This is a genomic window from Klebsiella sp. 141198, from assembly GCF_050600785.1.
Lineage (GTDB): Bacteria > Pseudomonadota > Gammaproteobacteria > Enterobacterales > Enterobacteriaceae > Klebsiella > Klebsiella aerogenes.
Genome location: NZ_JAQIRM010000004.1, coordinates 330,747 through 348,485, shown reverse-complemented (window position 1 = coordinate 348,485; position 17,739 = coordinate 330,747). Strand labels below are relative to the sequence as shown.

General features: G+C 55.1%; 19 protein-coding genes and 7 tRNA genes. 20 read left to right on the top strand and 6 right to left on the bottom strand.

Going from position 1 to position 17,739, the window contains the following annotated elements:
* The first annotated feature begins 12 nt into the window (after positions 1-12).
* The 19 genes from cydB to pnuC all read left to right on the top strand — a co-directional run bounded on the left by cydB (position 13) and on the right by pnuC (position 10,601).
* Positions 13-1,152: a cytochrome d ubiquinol oxidase subunit II gene (cydB, locus tag PGR10_RS15570; protein WP_015367665.1), complete on the top strand. Its 1,140-nt coding sequence runs from the start codon at positions 13-15 to the stop codon at positions 1,150-1,152.
* Between the two features lie 15 nt (positions 1,153-1,167).
* Positions 1,168-1,281, top strand: coding sequence for a cytochrome bd-I oxidase subunit CydX (cydX, locus tag PGR10_RS15565; protein ID WP_004100325.1), 114 nt, complete (start codon positions 1,168-1,170; stop codon positions 1,279-1,281).
* Positions 1,281-1,571, top strand: a complete 291-nt coding sequence (gene ybgE / locus PGR10_RS15560; RefSeq protein ID WP_087860209.1) for a cyd operon protein YbgE — start codon at positions 1,281-1,283, stop codon at positions 1,569-1,571. The genes cydX and ybgE overlap by 1 nt, the downstream gene beginning before the upstream one ends.
* A gap of 160 nt (positions 1,572-1,731) precedes the next feature.
* A complete protein-coding gene (ybgC, locus tag PGR10_RS15555; protein WP_004859689.1) occupies positions 1,732-2,136 on the top strand; it encodes a tol-pal system-associated acyl-CoA thioesterase in 405 nt (134 codons plus the stop codon).
* Entirely contained in the window at positions 2,133-2,825 is a 693-nt protein-coding gene (tolQ, locus tag PGR10_RS15550) for a Tol-Pal system protein TolQ (protein ID WP_015704769.1), read from the top strand. Before ybgC ends, tolQ begins: the two co-directional genes overlap by 4 nt.
* 3 nt (positions 2,826-2,828) lie before the next feature.
* Entirely contained in the window at positions 2,829-3,257 is a 429-nt protein-coding gene (tolR, locus tag PGR10_RS15545) for a colicin uptake protein TolR (protein ID WP_015367661.1), read from the top strand.
* A gap of 90 nt (positions 3,258-3,347) precedes the next feature.
* Positions 3,348-4,670, top strand: coding sequence for a cell envelope integrity protein TolA (gene tolA / locus PGR10_RS15540; protein WP_396279828.1), 1,323 nt, complete (start codon positions 3,348-3,350; stop codon positions 4,668-4,670).
* Between the two features lie 132 nt (positions 4,671-4,802).
* The gene (gene tolB, locus PGR10_RS15535; RefSeq protein WP_015367659.1) at positions 4,803-6,095 is read left to right on the top strand and encodes a Tol-Pal system beta propeller repeat protein TolB; all 1,293 of its coding nucleotides are present in this window, start codon (positions 4,803-4,805) and stop codon (positions 6,093-6,095) included.
* A gap of 34 nt (positions 6,096-6,129) precedes the next feature.
* Positions 6,130-6,654 (top strand): peptidoglycan-associated lipoprotein Pal, encoded by a 525-nt coding sequence (gene pal, locus PGR10_RS15530; RefSeq protein WP_004859700.1) that lies wholly within the window; start codon positions 6,130-6,132, stop codon positions 6,652-6,654.
* 9 nt (positions 6,655-6,663) lie between these two features.
* Positions 6,664-7,467, top strand: a complete 804-nt coding sequence (gene cpoB / locus PGR10_RS15525) for a cell division protein CpoB (protein ID WP_411325808.1) — start codon at positions 6,664-6,666, stop codon at positions 7,465-7,467.
* A gap of 161 nt (positions 7,468-7,628) precedes the next feature.
* Positions 7,629-7,704 (top strand) — tRNA-Lys (locus PGR10_RS15520).
* 36 nt (positions 7,705-7,740) lie between these two features.
* A tRNA-Val gene (locus PGR10_RS15515) sits at positions 7,741-7,816 on the top strand.
* A 2-nt stretch (positions 7,817-7,818) separates the two neighbouring features.
* Positions 7,819-7,894: transfer RNA gene (locus PGR10_RS15510), tRNA-Lys, on the top strand.
* 150 nt (positions 7,895-8,044) lie between these two features.
* Positions 8,045-8,120 (top strand) — tRNA-Val (locus PGR10_RS15505).
* A 3-nt stretch (positions 8,121-8,123) separates the two neighbouring features.
* Positions 8,124-8,199, top strand: a tRNA-Lys gene (locus PGR10_RS15500).
* 47 nt (positions 8,200-8,246) lie between these two features.
* A tRNA-Lys gene (locus PGR10_RS15495) sits at positions 8,247-8,322 on the top strand.
* A gap of 132 nt (positions 8,323-8,454) precedes the next feature.
* Positions 8,455-8,530, top strand: a tRNA-Lys gene (locus tag PGR10_RS15490).
* 272 nt (positions 8,531-8,802) lie between these two features.
* Positions 8,803-9,846 carry a quinolinate synthase NadA gene (gene nadA, locus PGR10_RS15485; RefSeq protein WP_430923859.1) on the top strand — a complete coding sequence of 348 codons (1,044 nt, stop codon included), beginning with the start codon at positions 8,803-8,805 and terminating at the stop codon, positions 9,844-9,846.
* Positions 9,847-9,881: 35 nt separating this feature from the next.
* On the top strand, positions 9,882-10,601 hold the full coding sequence (pnuC, locus tag PGR10_RS15480; RefSeq protein WP_015367656.1) for a nicotinamide riboside transporter PnuC: 720 nt from the start codon (positions 9,882-9,884) through the stop codon (positions 10,599-10,601).
* On the opposite strand, the gene zitB is transcribed toward pnuC, so the two are convergent.
* The gene (gene zitB / locus PGR10_RS15475) at positions 10,598-11,542 is read right to left on the bottom strand and encodes a CDF family zinc transporter ZitB (protein ID WP_430923742.1); all 945 of its coding nucleotides are present in this window, start codon (positions 11,540-11,542) and stop codon (positions 10,598-10,600) included. The genes pnuC and zitB overlap by 4 nt on opposite strands.
* Positions 11,543-11,656: 114 nt before the next feature.
* Positions 11,657-12,028 carry a YbgS-like family protein gene (locus tag PGR10_RS15470; RefSeq protein WP_430923741.1) on the bottom strand — a complete coding sequence of 124 codons (372 nt, stop codon included), beginning with the start codon at positions 12,026-12,028 and terminating at the stop codon, positions 11,657-11,659.
* A 314-nt stretch (positions 12,029-12,342) separates the two neighbouring features.
* Between PGR10_RS15470 and aroG the strand changes: the two genes are divergently transcribed.
* Entirely contained in the window at positions 12,343-13,395 is a 1,053-nt protein-coding gene (aroG, locus tag PGR10_RS15465) for a 3-deoxy-7-phosphoheptulonate synthase AroG (RefSeq protein ID WP_015367653.1), read from the top strand.
* Between the two features lie 110 nt (positions 13,396-13,505).
* On the opposite strand, the gene gpmA is transcribed toward aroG, so the two are convergent.
* The 4 genes from gpmA to galT form a co-directional block, all read right to left on the bottom strand.
* Positions 13,506-14,258, bottom strand: a complete 753-nt coding sequence (gene gpmA, locus PGR10_RS15460; protein WP_015367652.1) for a 2,3-diphosphoglycerate-dependent phosphoglycerate mutase — start codon at positions 14,256-14,258, stop codon at positions 13,506-13,508.
* Between the two features lie 234 nt (positions 14,259-14,492).
* Positions 14,493-15,536 (bottom strand): galactose-1-epimerase, encoded by a 1,044-nt coding sequence (gene galM, locus PGR10_RS15455; protein ID WP_430923740.1) that lies wholly within the window; start codon positions 15,534-15,536, stop codon positions 14,493-14,495.
* Entirely contained in the window at positions 15,530-16,678 is a 1,149-nt protein-coding gene (galK, locus tag PGR10_RS15450) for a galactokinase (protein ID WP_213317971.1), read from the bottom strand. The genes galM and galK overlap by 7 nt, the downstream gene beginning before the upstream one ends.
* Positions 16,675-17,727, bottom strand: a complete 1,053-nt coding sequence (galT, locus tag PGR10_RS15445) for a galactose-1-phosphate uridylyltransferase (RefSeq protein WP_047049199.1) — start codon at positions 17,725-17,727, stop codon at positions 16,675-16,677. Before galT ends, galK begins: the two co-directional genes overlap by 4 nt.
* Positions 17,728-17,739 lie beyond the last annotated feature (12 nt).

The window sequence follows — 17,739 nt, the reverse complement described above, 5'->3', positions numbered from 1 at the left end:
AGGAGTCGTCAAATGATCGATTATGAAGTATTGCGTTTAATCTGGTGGCTACTGATCGGCATTCTGCTGATTGGCTTTGCCGTCGCCGACGGTTTCGACATGGGGGTGGGCATGCTCACCCGTTTCCTCGGTCGTAATGACACCGAGCGTCGAATCATGATCAACTCCATCGCCCCGCACTGGGACGGAAACCAGGTGTGGCTCATCACCGCCGGCGGCGCGCTGTTTGCTGCCTGGCCGATGGTATACGCCGCCGCGTTCTCCGGTTTCTACGTGGCGATGATTCTGGTGCTGGCGTCTTTATTCTTCCGTCCGGTGGGCTTTGACTACCGTTCCAAGATTGAAGATACCCGCTGGCGCAACATGTGGGACTGGGGCATCTTCGTGGGGAGCTTTGTGCCGCCGCTGGTTATCGGCGTGGCTTTCGGCAACCTGCTGCAGGGCGTACCGTTCCATATCGATGAGTATCTGCGTCTGTACTACACCGGCAACTTCTTCCAGCTGCTGAATCCGTTTGGTCTGCTGGCGGGTATCGTCAGCGTGGCGATGATCCTGACGCAGGGCGCGACCTACCTGCAGATGCGTACCGTAGGCGAACTGCATCTGCGCACCCGCACCGTCTCCACGGTGGCGGCGCTGGTGACGCTGGTCTGCTTCGCGCTGGCGGGCGTTTGGGTCTACTACGGCATCGACGGCTATGTGGTGAAATCGGTGCTGGATCATACCGGCCCGTCTAACCCGCTGACCAAAGAAGTGGCGCGTGAAGCCGGCGCGTGGATGGTGAACTTTAACAATATGCCAGCGCTGTGGGCTATTCCTGCCCTGGGCGTGGTGCTGCCGCTGCTGACCGTCGCGTCAACAAAAGCAGATAAAGGCGCGATGGCGTTCCTGTTCTCCTCGCTGACGCTGGCCTGCATCATCCTGACCGCGGGTATCGCGATGTTCCCGTTCATCATGCCGTCCAGCACGATGCTGAATGCGAGCCTGACGATGTGGGATGCCACCTCCAGCCAGCTGACGCTGAATGTGATGACCTACGTGGCTATCGTGTTTGTGCCGATTATCCTCGGCTACACCACCTGGTGTTACTGGAAGATGTTTGGCCGCATTACCCGCGAAGACATCGAAAAGAACACCCACTCGCTGTACTAAGGTAAGGAGCTATATATGTGGTACTTCGCATGGATTTTGGGAACGCTGCTTGCCTGTGCCTTTGGGGTGATTACCGCGCTGGCGCTTGAGCACGTAGAAGCCACCAAAGCAGGTAAAGAAGAGCATTGATGAAAATTATCGCGACCCTTTACGCGATAATGGACAAGCGCCCGTTAAGGGCGCTTTCCTTATTATTGGCGCTGCTGCTGGCAGGCTGCATCTTCTGGGATCCGTCGCGCTTTGCGGCGAAGACCAGCGAGCTTGAAATCTGGCATGGATTCTTGCTGATGTGGGCGGTGTGCGCTGGCGTCATTCACGGTGTGGGCTTCCGTCCGAAAGCCGTGCACTGGCAGGGGATTTTTTGTCCGCTTATCGCTGATATCGTTCTCTTCGCAGGCCTGATCTTTTTCTTCTTTTGAAAGATAAGAGTATAAGAGAAGTCTGTTAACCGCATGGGCTTGCATAAGCCCATAAAAATTTACTCGCCGTTTACTTTCTCCCATTCCAAACCACGATTCCCGCGCGTATAGTAGCGAAGTTTGAAAGCACTACTCTTTTTTTGCATTACCGGGATGTAAAGTGAATACAACGCTGTTTCGATGGCCGGTCCGGGTCTACTACGAAGATACCGATGCCGGTGGTGTGGTTTACCACGCCAGTTACGTCGCTTTTTATGAAAGAGCACGCACAGAGATGCTGCGCCACCATCACTTCAGTCAGCAGGTTCTGTTGGCTGAACGAGTTGCCTTTGTCGTTCGCAAAATGACGCTGGAGTATTTTGCGCCCGCCAGACTCGACGACATGCTCGAAATCCAGACGGAAATTACCTCGATGCGAGGCACCTCTTTGGTTTTCACGCAGCGAATCGTCAACGCCGAGAATACAGTTTTGAACGAAGCTGAAGTTCTCATTGTGTGCGTTGATCCACTCTTAATGAAGCCTCGTGCGCTTCCCAAGTCTATTGTCGCGGAGTTTAAGCAGTGACTGACATGAATATCCTTGATTTGTTCCTGAAGGCGAGCCTTCTGGTTAAACTTATCATGTTGATTTTGATTGGTTTTTCTATCGCTTCCTGGGCTATTATTATTCAGAGAACGCGTATCCTCAATTCCGCCAGCCGCGAAGCCGAAGCGTTTGAAGATAAGTTCTGGTCCGGCATTGAACTGTCTCGCCTGTACCAGGAGAGCCAGGGCCGTCGCGATAGCCTCGCCGGTTCCGAGCAGATTTTTTACAGCGGCTTTAAAGAGTTCGCGCGTCTGCATCGCGCCAACAGCCATGCGCCGGAAGCGATTGTCGAAGGGGCGTCGCGCGCGATGCGTATCTCGATGAATCGCGAACTGGAAACGCTGGAAACGCATATTCCGTTCCTTGGCACCGTGGGTTCTATCAGCCCGTATATCGGCCTGTTCGGTACCGTCTGGGGGATCATGCACGCCTTTATCGCCCTCGGCGCGGTGAAGCAGGCGACGCTGCAGATGGTTGCGCCGGGGATCGCGGAAGCGCTGATCGCCACGGCAATCGGTCTGTTCGCCGCCATCCCGGCGGTTATGGCCTACAACCGTCTGAACCAGCGCGTGAACAAACTTGAACTGAACTACGACAACTTTATGGAAGAGTTCACCGCCATTTTGCACCGTCAGGCGTTTACCAGCAGCGAAAGCAATAAGGGGTAAGCCATGGCCAGAGCACGTGGACGCGGACGTCGCGAACTGAAGTCCGAGATTAACATCGTTCCGCTGCTGGATGTCCTGTTGGTGCTGTTGCTGATCTTCATGGCGACAGCGCCGATCATTACGCAGAGCGTGGAAGTCGATCTGCCGGACGCCACGGAATCGCAAGCGGTGAAAAGCAACGATGAACCACCGGTTATCGTTGAAGTCTCCGGAGTAGGGCAGTACAGCGTGAAAGTCGGTCAGGAAACGTTGTCTCAGTTGCCGCCGGAGCAGGTCATTGCTGAAGCGAAGCGCCGACTCGAAGCGAATGAGAAGACGGTGTTCCTTATCGGCGGCGCGAAAGATGTGCCTTACGATGAAATTATTAAAGCGCTTAACCTGTTGCATAGTGCAGGGGTTAAATCGGTTGGCTTAATGACCAAGCCTATTTAATCGGCCCGCAAAGCGAGCGGCGGTGGATATCGATAGCATTCCGCCGTTGCTTTTAAGCGGCAACAGGCGAACAGTTTTTGGGAACCGATAGTGTCAAAGGCAACCGAACAAAACGATAAGCTTAAACGAGCGATCATAGTTTCAGTGGTGCTGCACATCATTCTGATTGCGCTACTGATCTGGAGTTCGTTCGATGAGCATCTGGATGCTTCTGCCGGCGGCGGCGGAGGTTCATCCATTGATGCAGTCATGGTCGATCCAGGCGCGGTAGTCAACAACTACAACCGCCAGCAACAGCAGCAGTCCAGCGCGCGTCGCGCGGCCGAGCAGCGAGAAAAGCAGGCTCAGCAGCAGGCTGAAGAGCTGCGGGAAAAACAGGCGGCCGAGCAGGAACGCCTGAAGCAAATGGAACAAGAACGTCTGCAGGCGCAGGAAGCGGCGAAAGAAGCGAAAGAACAGCAGAAACAGGCTGAAGAGGCCGCAGCTAAGGCTGCCGCCGCGGCAAAAGCGAAAGCGGATGCCCAGGCGAAAGAGGCGCAGGAAGCTGCCGCCAAAGCCGCTGCTGATGCCAAAGCTAAGGCCGATGCTCAGGCGAAAGTCGCGGAAGCGGCTGCCGCTAAGGCGGCGGCTAAAGCGGCTGCCGACGCCAAGAAGCAGGCGGAAGCCGAAGCGGCCAAAGCCGCCGCGGATGCGCAGAAGAAAGCCGAAGCGGAAGCTGCGAAAAAAGCTCAGCAGGATGCAGAGAAGAAAGCGCAGCAGCAGGCCGAGAAGAAAGCCCAGCAGGAAGCGGCGAAACAGGCTGCGGCAGAAAAGGCCGCCGCTGAGAAAGCCGCTGCCCAGAAAGCTGCCGCGGAAAAAGCTGCCGCCGAGAAGGCCGCTGCTGAAAAAGCCGCAGCTGCCGAAAAAGCCGCTGCCGCCAAAGCAGCCGCCGCAGAAAAAGCGGCGGCTGATAAAGCGGCCAAAGCCGCAGCCGCGAAGGCCGCCGCGGCCAAGAAAGCTGCTGCTGCTAAAGAAGCAAGCGGGGTTGACGATCTGCTCGGCGATCTGAGTTCAGGTAAGAATGCGCCGAAAGGTAACACCAGCGGTAGCGCTGGGGGCTCTTCTCCTGCTAAAGGAAGTAAGCAGGGGCAGGGTGGAGCATCTCAGGCTGAGATTAACAACTATAGTCAACTGGTTCAGAATGCCATTAGAGGCCATCTCTATGACTGGGATACCTATAAGGGCAAAACCTGTACTTTGCGTGTGAACCTGGCTCAGGATGGAACATTGTTGAGTGTGAAATCTGAAGGCGGCGATCCGGCGTTCTGTCAGCAAATGCTGGCGGCGACAAACCGGATGACGAAGTTCCCTAAACCGCCGTCACAGGCTATTTATGAAACATTCAAAAATGCGCCACTGGACTTTAAACCATAAGTAGAAAATTCCCCGTGCAAGCGGGGAAAAACAATCTATGGTAGTCACAGGGTTTTGGTAGTTTTGTGTATTTGGGTTTGTTAACATTCTGCTAAATTATCGTGGGCTTTCCGCCCGGATAAGGGAGATATGATGAAGCAGGCATTACGAGTAGCATTTGGTTTTTTGATGCTGTGGGCGGCGGTGCTGCACGCAGAAGTACGCATCGAGATCACCCAGGGGGTGGACTCGGCGCGCCCCATCGGTGTGGTGCCATTCCAGTGGGCTGGCCCGGGCGCTGCGCCTGAAGATATTGGCGGCGTGGTAGCGGCTGACCTGCGTAACAGCGGCAAGTTTAATCCGCTGGATCGCTCGCGCCTGCCTCAGCAGCCGGGTAGCGCTCAGGAAGTGCAGCCTGCGGCATGGTCTGCGCTGGGCGTTGACGCCGTGGTCGTAGGCCAGGTGACGCCGAACCCTGACGGTTCTTACCAGGTTGCCTATCAGCTGGTGGATACCGGCGGTGCGCCGGGTACCATCCTGTCGCAAGGCTCTTTCAAAGTGACCAAGCAGTACCTGCGTTATGCCGGACATACTGCCAGTGACGCGGTATTCGAAAAGCTGACCGGGATTAAAGGCGCTTTCCGTACCCGTATCGCTTATGTGGTTCGCACCAACGGCGGCCAGTTCCCGTATGAGCTGCGCGTCTCTGACTACGATGGCTACAACCAGTTCCTGGTTCACCGTTCATCGCAGCCGCTGATGTCGCCGGCATGGTCTCCGGACGGTTCTAAACTGGCCTATGTGACCTTCGAAAGCGGCCGCTCCGCGCTGGTAGTCCAGACGCTGGCGAATGGCGCAGTCCGTCAGATTGCTTCCTTCCCGCAGCATAACGGCGCACCGGCCTTCTCGCCGGACGGCAGCAAACTGGCATTCGCACTGTCGAAAACCGGTAGCCTGAACCTGTACGTGATGGACCTCGGCTCCGGCCAGATTCGTCAGGTGACTAACGGTCGCAGCAATAACACCGAACCGAGCTGGTTCCCGGATAGCCAGAATCTGGCGTTTACTTCCGACCAGGCTGGCCGTCCTCAGGTGTATAAAGTCAACATCAACGGCGGTACGCCGCAGCGTATTACCTGGGAAGGTTCGCAGAACCAGGATGCTGACGTCAGCGCTGATGGTAAAATTATGGTAATGGTGAGCTCGGCCAACGGTCAGCAACACATTGCTAAGCAAGATCTGGAAGCGGGTGGTGTACAGGTTCTGTCATCAACGTTTTTAGATGAAACGCCAAGTCTGGCACCTAACGGCACTATGGTAATCTACAGCTCTTCTCAGGGGATGGGATCCGTGCTGAATCTGGTTTCTACAGATGGGCGTTTCAAAGCGCGTCTTCCGGCAACTGATGGACAGGTAAAATTCCCTGCCTGGTCGCCGTATCTGTGATAATAAATAATTGATTATTAAAGGAATCAAAGAAATGCAACTGAACAAAGTGCTGAAAGGGCTGATGATCGCTCTGCCGGTTATGGCAATCGCGGCGTGTTCTTCCAACAAGAACGCCAGCAACGACCAGAGCGGTGAAGGCATGCTGGGTGCCGGCACTGGTATGGACGCTAACGCTAACGGCGGCAACATGTCTTCCGAAGAGCAAGCTCGTCTGCAGATGCAGCAGCTGCAGCAGAACAACATCGTTTACTTCGATCTGGACAAGTACGATATCCGTTCTGACTTCGCTGCAATGCTGGATGCGCACGCTAACTTCCTGCGTAGCAACCCGTCCTACAAAGTGACCGTAGAAGGTCATGCGGATGAGCGCGGTACTCCGGAATACAACATCGCTCTGGGTGAGCGTCGTGCTAACGCCGTTAAGATGTATCTGCAGGGCAAAGGTGTTTCTGCTGACCAGATTTCCATCGTTTCTTACGGTAAAGAAAAACCTGCAGTACTGGGTCATGACGAAGCGGCATATGCCAAAAACCGTCGCGCCGTACTGGTTTACTAAGAGAATTGCATGAGCAGTAACTTCAGACATCATTTATTGAGTCTGTCGTTACTGGTTGGCATAGCGGCCCCCTGGGCCGCTTTTGCTCAGGCGCCAATCAGTAGTGTCGGCTCAGGCTCGGTCGAAGACCGCGTCACTCAACTTGAGCGTATTTCCAATGCTCACAGCCAGCTTTTAACCCAACTCCAGCAACAACTCTCCGATAACCAAAGCGATATTGATTCCCTGCGCGGTCAGATTCAGGAAAATCAGTATCAGCTCAATCAGATTGTCGAACGCCAGAAGCAGATTCTGCAACAGATCGACGGGCTGACGAGCGGTGGCGGAGCAGCAGCGGCAGGCGCGCAGGCGCAGGCTCCATCGTCTTCTGGTGATCAGAGTTCGGCTACCGCCAGTACAGCGCCGGCGGCCTCTTCTGGGGCGCCTGCGATGACCGGGGATGCCAACACCGATTACAACGCGGCTATTGCGCTGGTTAAAGATTCGTCCCGCCAGGATGACGCGATGGTGGCGTTTCAGAACTTCGTCAAGAAGTACCCGGATTCAACCTATCAGCCGAACGCCAACTACTGGCTCGGACAGTTGAACTACAATAAGGGGAAAAAAGACGATGCGGCATATTATTTTGCCTCGGTGGTGAAAAACTATCCGAAATCCCCGAAAGCGCCGGATGCGATGTTTAAAGTCGGCGTCATCATGCAGGACAAAGGTGACACCGCGAAAGCGAAAGCGGTTTACCAGCAGGTAGTCAGCAAATTCCCTGGCACCGATGGTGCGAAACAAGCGCAAAAACGTCTTAACGCCCTGGGTTGATTATGGCATGACCAGAAATCGCGTTATTTCTGGTCTTGTCGCGCGAAACCCAAGCAGTTAAGTGATCTTTATCGAAATTTTAGTTGCGCTGAAATCTGAAATCAGTAATATATGCCGCCGTTGCCAAGGGATATCGAACAAGCCCAAAGCGACGCCAGAGTGGGTCGTTAGCTCAGTTGGTAGAGCAGTTGACTTTTAATCAATTGGTCGCAGGTTCGAATCCTGCACGACCCACCACTAATTAGTTTTAATTGTAGTATCCAGCGTAGTATCGGGTGATTAGCTCAGCTGGGAGAGCACCTCCCTTACAAGGAGGGGGTCGGCGGTTCGATCCCGTCATCACCCACCACCGGGTCGTTAGCTCAGTTGGTAGAGCAGTTGACTTTTAATCAATTGGTCGCAGGTTCGAATCCTGCACGACCCACCATTTTTGGCATCGAACTTCGATGTTAAACGTGAAGGATAACGTTGCTTCAGCAACGGCCCGTAGGGCGAGCGAAGCGAGTCATCCTGCACGACCCACCATCTTAATGATGGGGTCGGTGGAAGCAGTATCGGTAGTATCCAGCGCAGTTTCGGGTGATTAGCTCAGCTGGGAGAGCACCTCCCTTACAAGGAGGGGGTCGGCGGTTCGATCCCGTCATCACCCACCACTCGGGTCGTTAGCTCAGTTGGTAGAGCAGTTGACTTTTAATCAATTGGTCGCAGGTTCGAATCCTGCACGACCCACCATCTAAAATGATGGTGCCGAGTACAAAATCTTTCAGGTAACACCCTTAGGGTCGTTAGCTCAGTTGGTAGAGCAGTTGACTTTTAATCAATTGGTCGCAGGTTCGAATCCTGCACGACCCACCAATCTTTAACGGTGGTTTCTGGTAGAACGTGAAGGATAACGTTGCGATAGCAACGGCCCGTAGGGCGAGGCAAAGCCGAGTCATCCTGCACGACCCACCATCCTGAATGATTACAGCAGTAAAATCCCGCAAGGGGTCGTTAGCTCAGTTGGTAGAGCAGTTGACTTTTAATCAATTGGTCGCAGGTTCGAATCCTGCACGACCCACCAATGTAAAAAGGCGCCCTAAAGGCGCCTTTTTGCTATGCGTCATTCTCCACAATCAACTCCATGTTCGCACTACGCTTACCGTGACTCCATAGCGCACGAACCGGTAGCCCGGGAAGATGCGTAGCATCGTCCCCGGGGAATACAAAATTCATCACGACATTTCGCTTGCGATCGGCTATCTTGTTTAGCATATAAAACATAGTGACCGTATTAAGGCGATACAGAGCGATATTTACGGTTTCAAAGTTAAGCCAGTAAAACGAGATTGCATGATGAGCGTAATGTTTGATCCTGAAACGGCGATTTATCCTTTCCCGCCAAAACCACAACCGTTGAACCGTGACGAAAAAGCGTTTTATCGCGAGAAAATTAAACGCCTGCTGCGTGAACGCGACGCCGTGATGGTGGCGCATTACTACACCGATCCTGAAATTCAGCAACTGGCCGAAGAGACCGGTGGCTGTATTGCCGACTCGCTGGAAATGGCGCGTTTTGGCGCGCGTCACCCGGCCTCCACGCTGCTGGTTGCCGGAGTGCGTTTTATGGGCGAAACGGCCAAAATTCTCAGTCCGGAAAAGACCATTTTGATGCCGACGCTGAATGCGGAATGTTCGCTGGATCTCGGCTGTCCCATTGATGACTTTAACGCGTTTTGCGATGCTCACCCGGATCGCACCGTGGTGGTCTATGCCAATACGTCAGCGGCGGTAAAAGCGCGCGCCGACTGGGTAGTGACTTCCAGCATCGCGGTGGAGTTGATTGAGCATCTCGATAGCCTCGGACAAAAGATACTTTGGGCGCCGGACCGCCACCTTGGCCGCTATGTACAGCGCCAGACCGGGGCCGACGTGCTGTGCTGGCAGGGCGCCTGCATCGTCCATGATGAATTCAAAACCCAGGCGCTGGCGCGCATGAAGGGGCTCTACCCCGACGCGGCGATCCTGGTGCATCCGGAATCACCGCAGGCGATTGTCGACATGGCGGATGCGGTAGGATCAACCAGCCAATTAATTGCCGCGGCGAAAAGCCTGCCGCAGCGCCAGCTTATCGTGGCAACCGATCGCGGGATCTTCTATAAAATGCAGCAGGCGGTACCGGAAAAAGAGCTGCTGGAAGCGCCTACGGCAGGTGAGGGCGCAACCTGTCGCAGCTGCGCCCATTGTCCATGGATGGCGATGAACGGCCTGAAAGCGATAGCGGAAGGGTTAGAGCAGGGCGGCGTTGAACACGAAATTCACGTTGACGCCAAACTGCGTGCCGGGGCATTAATTCCGCTTAACCGTATGCTGGATTTTGCGGCTACACTACGGGAATAACTCATTACCGCGTCGCGTTACGCTTAGGGGATAAAATGGATTTTTTCAGTACGCAGAATATCTTAGTACATATACCGATCGGCGCCGGCGGCTACGATCTGTCGTGGATTGAGGCGGTGGGCACCATCGCCGGCCTGTTGTGCATCTGGCTGGCGAGCCTGGAAAAGATTAGCAACTATGCCTTCGGCCTGGTGAACGTAACGCTTTTTGCGATCATCTTCTTCCAGATCCAACTGTACGCCAGCCTGCTGCTACAGCTGTTTTTCTTCGCGGCGAACGTTTACGGTTGGTACGCGTGGTCCAGGCAGACCAGCGATAACGAAGCGGAACTGAAAATTCGCTGGCTGCCGCTGCCAAAAGCGCTGGCCTGGCTGGCGGGCTGCGTGGTGGCTATCGGCCTGATGACGGTGTTTATTAACCCGGTGTTTGCCTTCCTGACCCGTATCGCCGTCAACCTGATGCAAATGCTCGGGCTGCAGGTGGCGATGCCGACGCTGGAACCGGATGCTTTCCCATTCTGGGATTCCTGCATGATGGTGCTGTCGATTGCCGCGATGGTATTGATGACGCGTAAATACGTGGAGAACTGGCTGCTGTGGGTGATCATCAACGTCATTAGCGTGGTGATATTCGCTCTTCAGGGCGTGTATGCGATGTCGCTGGAATATTTGCTGCTGACGTTCATTGCCCTGAATGGCAGCCGGATGTGGATTAACAGCGCGCGTGAGCGGGGTTCTCACGCGCTTTCACGTTAATGGTGATGATGATGCTCATGTCCGGAATGCGCCAGATTCAGGTGGCATTCCGGGCCGCTGCAGGGGCGGTACTCCATCTGTACCGTCACATGCTCAATTTCATATTTATGCTCAATAAAATGCTGGATGCTATCAAGTAGCGCATCGTGATCGTGCGGCGGCACGACCTGTACGTGCAGCGTCATCACCGGTTTTTCCCCCACCAGCCAGACGTGAACGTGGTGAACGTCGCGGACTTCAGGAATTGAGCGGCGTAGATCGCGGCCTAATGCTTCGACATCCAGCGAGCGCGGCGCGCCCTCCAACAACTCATTCATACTCTCCTGCAGCAGTCGCCAGGCGCTGCGCAGTACTAAACACGACACCAGCACCGAGAGGATCGGGTCAATCGGCGTCCAGCCGGTCATCAGAATGACGATAGCGGCCACGATGGCGCCGACGGAACCCAATAGATCTCCCAGCACATGCAGTGCCGCCGCGCGGACGTTAAGATTACTTTCGGCGCTGCCGCGGTGCAGGATCCAGAAGGCGAGGATATTGGCCAGCAGTCCGGCGACGGCGATGACCATCATTGTTTTTCCCGCCACCGGCTGCGGATGGTTAAAACGCTGTACCGCTTCCCAGAAGATGAAAATCGTAATGACCACCAGGGCGATGGCGTTGACGAAGGCGGCGAGAGTGGTTAAACGCAGCCAGCCAAAGGTGTGGCGGCTATTTGGCGGCCGGCTGGCGAAGCGCACCGCCAGCAGAGCGAACAGGAGGGCGGCGGAGTCGGTGAGCATATGTCCGGCATCGGCGAGCAGGGCCAGGGAACCGGAAATGACGCCGCCGATGGCCTCAATAATCATAAAACCGGCGGTTACGATAAAAGCCCAAAGCAGCCGGTTGGCGTTACTGTTTTCGCCAGCAGGGGTCGGTGAATGTGCATGCGCATGCGCCATGATGTCATCCCTTAATAGTTATCATTATTACACTATGACATCTTACCGAAATTCAGCGAACAAAGGGATCAAGGTGAGCACTGCCACCTTGATCCCTTATCTCATCCGTTTCAATTACTGCGAGGTGCCATCCGTTTTGCCGGCATCGTTGTTCATGCCATTGCCGCTTTCCATTTTTTTATCCGTATCCGGACAGCGTCCATCTTTGCACATGCTGTTTTTATGGACCTCGTCGCTCGACATCCCGTCATGATTCATTGTCGAACCATCAGGATGAAGCATGGTGCCGCCGGAGTTAATTTTGTCGTTATCGACATTATTTGGCGCCACGTTTTCACGGGCATCGGGCGCAACCTGTCCGGCATCAGCGGCGGAATTGGCCTGACCGTTGTTCGATTGCGCGCCGCTATCGGCGGCCAGCGCGGCGCCGCTGGCTAAGCTTAAGGTGGCGGTGAGAAGTAGGGTTGTGAGTTTATTCATATTCATCGGATACTCCTGCTTAGTCGATTTGTTAGCTAAACGCGCCAACAGAGATGTGCCAGGGATCTGCGGTGCTATGGTTTAACACTCCGTCTTAGCGTGAGGATTTAAAATATAATACTGAAAATAAACATTTAATTGGATGTTGCAGTTAAAAATTGTAGTTGGCTGGCAGGATTTCGCTACTTTATGGCGTATTTTTCCCTAATTCCAGGATTATTCCATCGTCAGTGTAAAATCACGTTTACACTTTTTGACCGAAGAGATAGATTGGAAGGATTGCATTTCATTGTATAAGTATGGCAACGCCTGGAAAGAAGATGAATTATCAGAACGACGATTTACGCATTAAAGAGATCAACGAATTATTACCTCCCGTTGCGCTCCTGGAAAAATTCCCCGCTACCGAAAATGCTGCTAATACCGTTGCACATGCTCGCAAAGCGATTCACAACATCCTCAAAGGCAACGACGATCGTCTGCTGGTGGTAATTGGTCCGTGCTCTATTCACGACCCTGCCGCGGCGAAAGAGTATGCCAGCCGTCTGCTGACGTTGCGTGAAGCGCTCAAAGGCGAGCTGGAAATCGTTATGCGCGTCTATTTTGAAAAACCGCGCACCACCGTCGGTTGGAAGGGGCTAATTAACGATCCGCACATGGATAACAGCTTCCGCATTAACGACGGGCTGCGTATCGCGCGTAAGCTGCTGCTGGAAATCAACGACAGCGGTTTGCCAGCGGCGGGCGAGTTCCTTGACATGATCACCCCGCAATATGTGGCGGACCTGATGAGCTGGGGCGCAATCGGCGCGCGTACCACTGAATCCCAGGTGCACCGTGAACTCTCTTCCGGCCTCTCGTGCCCGGTTGGCTTCAAAAATGGCACCGATGGCACCATCAAGGTCGCTATCGATGCGATCAACGCAGCTGGCGCGCCGCACTGTTTCTTATCGGTAACGAAGTGGGGCCATTCCGCTATTGTGAACACCAGCGGCAACAGCGATTGCCATATCATTCTGCGCGGCGGTAAAGAGCCGAACTATAGCGCTCAGCACGTTGCCGAAGTGAAAGTGGGTCTGGCAAAAGCCGGTCTGCCGGCGCAAATCATGATCGACTTCAGCCACGCTAACTCCAGCAAGCAGTTTAAAAAGCAGATGGAAGTCGGCGCCGACGTGTGCCAGCAGATTGCCGGTGGTGAAAACGCGATTATGGGGGTGATGATTGAAAGCCACCTGGTGGAAGGCAATCAGAGCCTGGAAAGCGGCGAACCGCTGACCTACGGCAAGAGCGTGACTGACGCCTGTATCGGCTGGGAAGATACCGAGACTATCCTGCGCCAACTGGCGGATGCGGTTAAAGCGCGCCGCGGCTAACCAGCGTTTTGCCATCGCTGGCTGCCTTCGCGTTATGTCAGCAATAGCTAAAAATAAAAAAGCGTGGAAAATTCCACGCTTTTTTGTTGGCGAAATAATTCAGTTGCGTATTACTTCGCTTTACCCTGGTTGGCGACGGCCGCGGCCTTCGCAGCGATTTCGTCAGCATTGCCCAGGTAGTAGTGTTTGATCGGCTTGAAGTTTTCATCGAACTCATACACCAGCGGTACGCCGGTCGGGATGTTCAGTTCGAGGATTTCGTCTTCGCCCATGTTGTCGAGGTATTTCACCAGCGCACGCAGGGAGTTACCGTGAGCGGCGATAATGACGCGCTCGCCGCTTTTCAGGCGCGGCAGAATGGTTTCGTTCCAGTAAGGTACGACGCGGTCGATGGTCAGCGCCAGGCTCTCGGTGGTCGGCAGTTCCGCATCGGTCAGCTTCGCGTAACGCGGATCGTGGCCCGGATAACGTTCGTCATCTTTGGTCAGTTCCGGCGGGGTGACGGCAAAGCCGCGACGCCACTGTTTAACCTGCTCGTCGCCATACTTCTCAGCGGTTTCGGCTTTGTTCAGGCCCTGCAGCGCGCCGTAATGACGTTCGTTCAGTTTCCATGATTTCTCAACCGGCAGCCAGGCCTGATCCAGTTCGTCCAGCACGTTCCACAGGGTGTGGATGGCACGTTTCAGCACGGAGGTATAAGCAAAATCAAAGCTGAAGCCTTCTTCCTTCAGCAGTTTACCCGCCGCTTTCGCTTCGCTAACGCCTTTTTCAGACAGGTCAACGTCGTACCAACCGGTGAAACGGTTTTCGTTGTTCCATTGGCTCTCGCCGTGACGGACTAGTACCAGCTTAGTTACAGCCATTCTCTTACTCCTCCTACACGCAACCCGACTACTGTGGTGTATGTGTTTATTGATTGATAACTATTCTCATTATATTGCCGTGATTTACCTCACGGCAATGCTTATCCCTAACCATAGCGAAAATAGTGACGCAGTGTAAGATGCTTGTAAAACACAGGTTAGCTTTTTGTCTTTTAGCGGTGCAAATTACAGCAAAAAGGCGAAAAAAAACCCTCCGCAGGGAGGGTTATGGCGTTATCTGGCGATCAACTGATATTCCGTCAGGCTAACGTACTCGGCGCCGGGTCGTAATACGCAATCTGGCTGCGGCCAATGCGGATGATTGGGGGAGTCCGGCAGGAACTCGCTCTCCAGCGCCAGCCCTTGCCAGTCGCCGTAAGGTTGACTGCCGCGCGATGGCGTGCCGCCGAGATAGTTACCGGAATAAAACTGCAGCGCCGGGGCCGAGGTATACACCGTCAGCTGTAGCTTTTCATCCTGCGACCAGACATGCGCCGCCGGCTGGCGGGCGTCGCCTTTGGCCTGCAGCAGAAAGGCGTGATCGTAACCTTTCACTTTTTGCTGGTCAGCATCGGCAAGAAACTCTCCGGCAAGCACCTTCGGCGCGCGGAAATCAAAGCTGGTGTACTCCACGTCGCGCAAATCGCCATACGGAATACCATCGCTCTCCACCGGCAGATACTGGTCGGCGAAGATCTGCAGGCGGTGGTGGCGCACGTCGCCCTGCGCGCCGTCGAGGTTAAAATAGACATGGTTAGTCATATTGACCGGGCAGGGCTTATCAACGGTGGCGCGATACTCAATGGCGATACGATTATCGTCAGTCAGGCGAAAGCGCGCGGTTGCCTGCAGATGGCCCGGGAAACCCTGATCGCCATCGGCGGAGTCGAGCGCAAACAGCACCTGGGTGTCGTCGTGGCTGACAATTTGCCAGCGACGCTTGTCGAAGCCGTCCGGCCCACCGTGGAGCTGGTGGCCGGCCTCGTTCGACGGGGTTAAATTCACGATCTCGCCATCGAGCGTGAAGCGGCTGTTGGCGATACGGTTAGCGTAGCGGCCGACGGACGCGCCCAGAAATGCCGCCTGCTGGCGATATTGCTGCGGCGTGGCGCAGCCCAGTAACGCTTCGCGCAGGCTACCATCGGCAAGGGGCACTTGCGCGGAGATTAGCGTTGCGCCCCAGTCCATCACCGTCACCGTCATCCCGGCGTTATTACGCAGCGTTAGCACGTTCCACGGCTGTCCGTCGGGCGCGAGTTCGCGGGTTGGCGTTAGCATTGGCCGGCTCCCTGGGATGGTTTGCAGACGTAAAAAGTCTCTTTAATGCCGGTTTTCGCTTCATACTGAGCGGCAACCGCCTGCTGTACTTTTTCAACCAGTGCTTCCGGCATCAGGGCAACGATACAGCCGCCAAAGCCGCCGCCGGTCATCCGCACGCCCCCCTGGTCGCCGATAACCGCTTTGACAATCTCAACCAGCGTATCAATTTGCGGTACGGTGATCTCAAAATCATCGCGCATGGAAGCGTGAGACTCCGCCATCAGTTGGCCCATACGCTGCAGGTCGCCGTTTGCCAGCGCGCTCGCCGCTTCGACGGTACGGGCGTTTTCGGTTAATACATGGCGCACGCGTTTCGCCACAATCGGGTCCAGCTCGTGGGCCACGGCATTAAACTGCGCAAGTTCAACGTCACGCAGAGCAGGCTGCTGGAAGAAACGCGCGCCGGTTTCACACTGTTCGCGGCGGGTGTTGTATTCGCTGCCGACCAGCGTGCGTTTAAAGTTGCTGTTGATAATCACCACCGCGACGCCTTTCGGCATCGACACCGGTTTGGTGCCAAGGGTGCGGCAGTCAATCAGCAGCGCATGATCTTTTTTACCCAGCGCCGAAATAAGCTGGTCCATAATGCCGCAATTACAGCCGACAAACTGGTTTTCCGCTTCCTGGCCGTTAAGGGCGATTTGCGCGCCGTCGAGCGGCAGATGATACAGCTGCTGGAACACGGTGCCGACGGCGACTTCCAGCGACGCCGAGGAGCTTAACCCCGCGCCCTGCGGTACGTTGCCGCTGATGACCAGATCGGCGCCGCCGAAGTGGTTATTGCGCTTCTGCAGATGTTTGACCACGCCGCGGACGTAGTTTGACCACTGCTGGGTGTCGTGGCTAACGATGGGCGCATCGAGGGAAAACTCGTCGCGCTGGTTATCGTAATCGGCGGCAATGACCCGCACGATACGGTCAGAACGCGGCGCGCAGCTGACAACGGTTTGATAGTCAATGGCGCACGGCAGCACGAAACCATCGTTGTAATCGGTATGTTCGCCAATCAGGTTGACGCGGCCCGGCGCCTGAATGACGTGACTAGCAGGGTAGCCAAACTGTTCAGCAAACAGCGCCTGGGTGTTCTCTTTCAGACTCATTGTTCAACTCCTGATTCACGAAAATGGATATCGCTAACGGCACGTAACTTTTCGGCGGCTTGTTCCGCCGTGAGATCGCGCTGGGTTTCGGCTAGCATTTCGTAACCGACCATAAATTTGCGCACCGTGGCGGAGCGCAACAGCGGCGGGTAAAAGTGAGCGTGCAGCTGCCAGTGTTGATTATCTTCGTTATTAAACGGCGCGCCGTGCCAGCCCATGGAGTAGGGGAAGGAGGTCTGGAACAGGTTGTCGTAACGGCTGGTCAGCTTTTTCAGCGCCAGCGCCAGGTCGTGGCGCTGGGCTGCGGTTAAATCGGTCAGGCGCTGGATATGCGCTTTTGGCAGCAGCAGCGTCTCAAAGGGCCAGGCCGCCCAATAGGGGACCACGGCCAGCCAGTGTTCGGTTTCTACAACGGTACGGCTGCCGTCGGCCAGTTCGCGTTGCACATAATCCACCAGCATCGGCGAACCCTGCTCAGCGAAATATTTTTTTTGCAGACGGTCTTCACGTTCCGCCTCATTAGGCAGGAAGCTGTTGGCCCAAACCTGGCCGTGAGGGTGTGGGTTGGAGCAGCCCATCGCCGCCCCTTTATTTTCGAAGACCTGGACCCAGGGATAACTTTTCCCAAGGTCCGCGGTCTGCTCTTGCCACGTTTTAACCACGCCTTCCAGTGCTTCAATGCTCAGTTCCGGCAGCGTTTTGCTGTGGTCTGGCGAAAAGCAGATAACCCGACTGGTGCCGCGCGCGCTTTGACAGCGCATCAGCGGATCGTCGCTCTCCGGGGCGTCCGGAGTATCGGTCATCAATGCCGCGAAGTCGTTGGTAAACACGTAAGTGCCGGTGTAATTCGGGTTAGTGTCGCCGGTGACGCGGGTATTACCCGGGCACAAGAAACAATCCGCATCGTGCGCGGGCAACGTTTGTTTTGCCGGCGTCTCCTGCGCCCCTTGCCAGGGGCGCTTGGCGCGATGCGGTGAAACCAGAATCCACTGCCCGGTTAACGGGTTATAACGACGGTGCGGATGGTCGACGGGGTTAAATTGCGTCATGGTATTTCCTTA

What these genes read in the sequence shown, in the direction of transcription:
- galM (WP_430923740.1), bottom strand. Translation starts at nt 15,536, where the DNA reads ATGCTAACGCCAACCCGCGAACTCGCGCCCGACGGACAGCCGTGGAAC.
- cydB (WP_015367665.1), top strand. Translation starts at nt 13, where the DNA reads ATGATCGATTATGAAGTATTGCGTTTAATCTGGTGGCTACTGATCGGC.
- tolB (WP_015367659.1), top strand. Translation starts at nt 4,803, where the DNA reads ATGAAGCAGGCATTACGAGTAGCATTTGGTTTTTTGATGCTGTGGGCG.
- pal (WP_004859700.1), top strand. Translation starts at nt 6,130, where the DNA reads ATGCAACTGAACAAAGTGCTGAAAGGGCTGATGATCGCTCTGCCGGTT.
- nadA (WP_430923859.1), top strand. Translation starts at nt 8,803, where the DNA reads ATGAGCGTAATGTTTGATCCTGAAACGGCGATTTATCCTTTCCCGCCA.
- galK (WP_213317971.1), bottom strand. Translation starts at nt 16,678, where the DNA reads ATGAGTCTGAAAGAGAACACCCAGGCGCTGTTTGCTGAACAGTTTGGC.
- gpmA (WP_015367652.1), bottom strand. Translation starts at nt 14,258, where the DNA reads ATGGCTGTAACTAAGCTGGTACTAGTCCGTCACGGCGAGAGCCAATGG.
- tolR (WP_015367661.1), top strand. Translation starts at nt 2,829, where the DNA reads ATGGCCAGAGCACGTGGACGCGGACGTCGCGAACTGAAGTCCGAGATT.
- aroG (WP_015367653.1), top strand. Translation starts at nt 12,343, where the DNA reads ATGAATTATCAGAACGACGATTTACGCATTAAAGAGATCAACGAATTA.
- PGR10_RS15470 (WP_430923741.1), bottom strand. Translation starts at nt 12,028, where the DNA reads ATGAATATGAATAAACTCACAACCCTACTTCTCACCGCCACCTTAAGC.
- cpoB (WP_411325808.1), top strand. Translation starts at nt 6,664, where the DNA reads ATGAGCAGTAACTTCAGACATCATTTATTGAGTCTGTCGTTACTGGTT.
- zitB (WP_430923742.1), bottom strand. Translation starts at nt 11,542, where the DNA reads ATGGCGCATGCGCATGCACATTCACCGACCCCTGCTGGCGAAAACAGT.
- ybgE (WP_087860209.1), top strand. Translation starts at nt 1,281, where the DNA reads ATGAAAATTATCGCGACCCTTTACGCGATAATGGACAAGCGCCCGTTA.
- pnuC (WP_015367656.1), top strand. Translation starts at nt 9,882, where the DNA reads ATGGATTTTTTCAGTACGCAGAATATCTTAGTACATATACCGATCGGC.
- galT (WP_047049199.1), bottom strand. Translation starts at nt 17,727, where the DNA reads ATGACGCAATTTAACCCCGTCGACCATCCGCACCGTCGTTATAACCCG.
- cydX (WP_004100325.1), top strand. Translation starts at nt 1,168, where the DNA reads ATGTGGTACTTCGCATGGATTTTGGGAACGCTGCTTGCCTGTGCCTTT.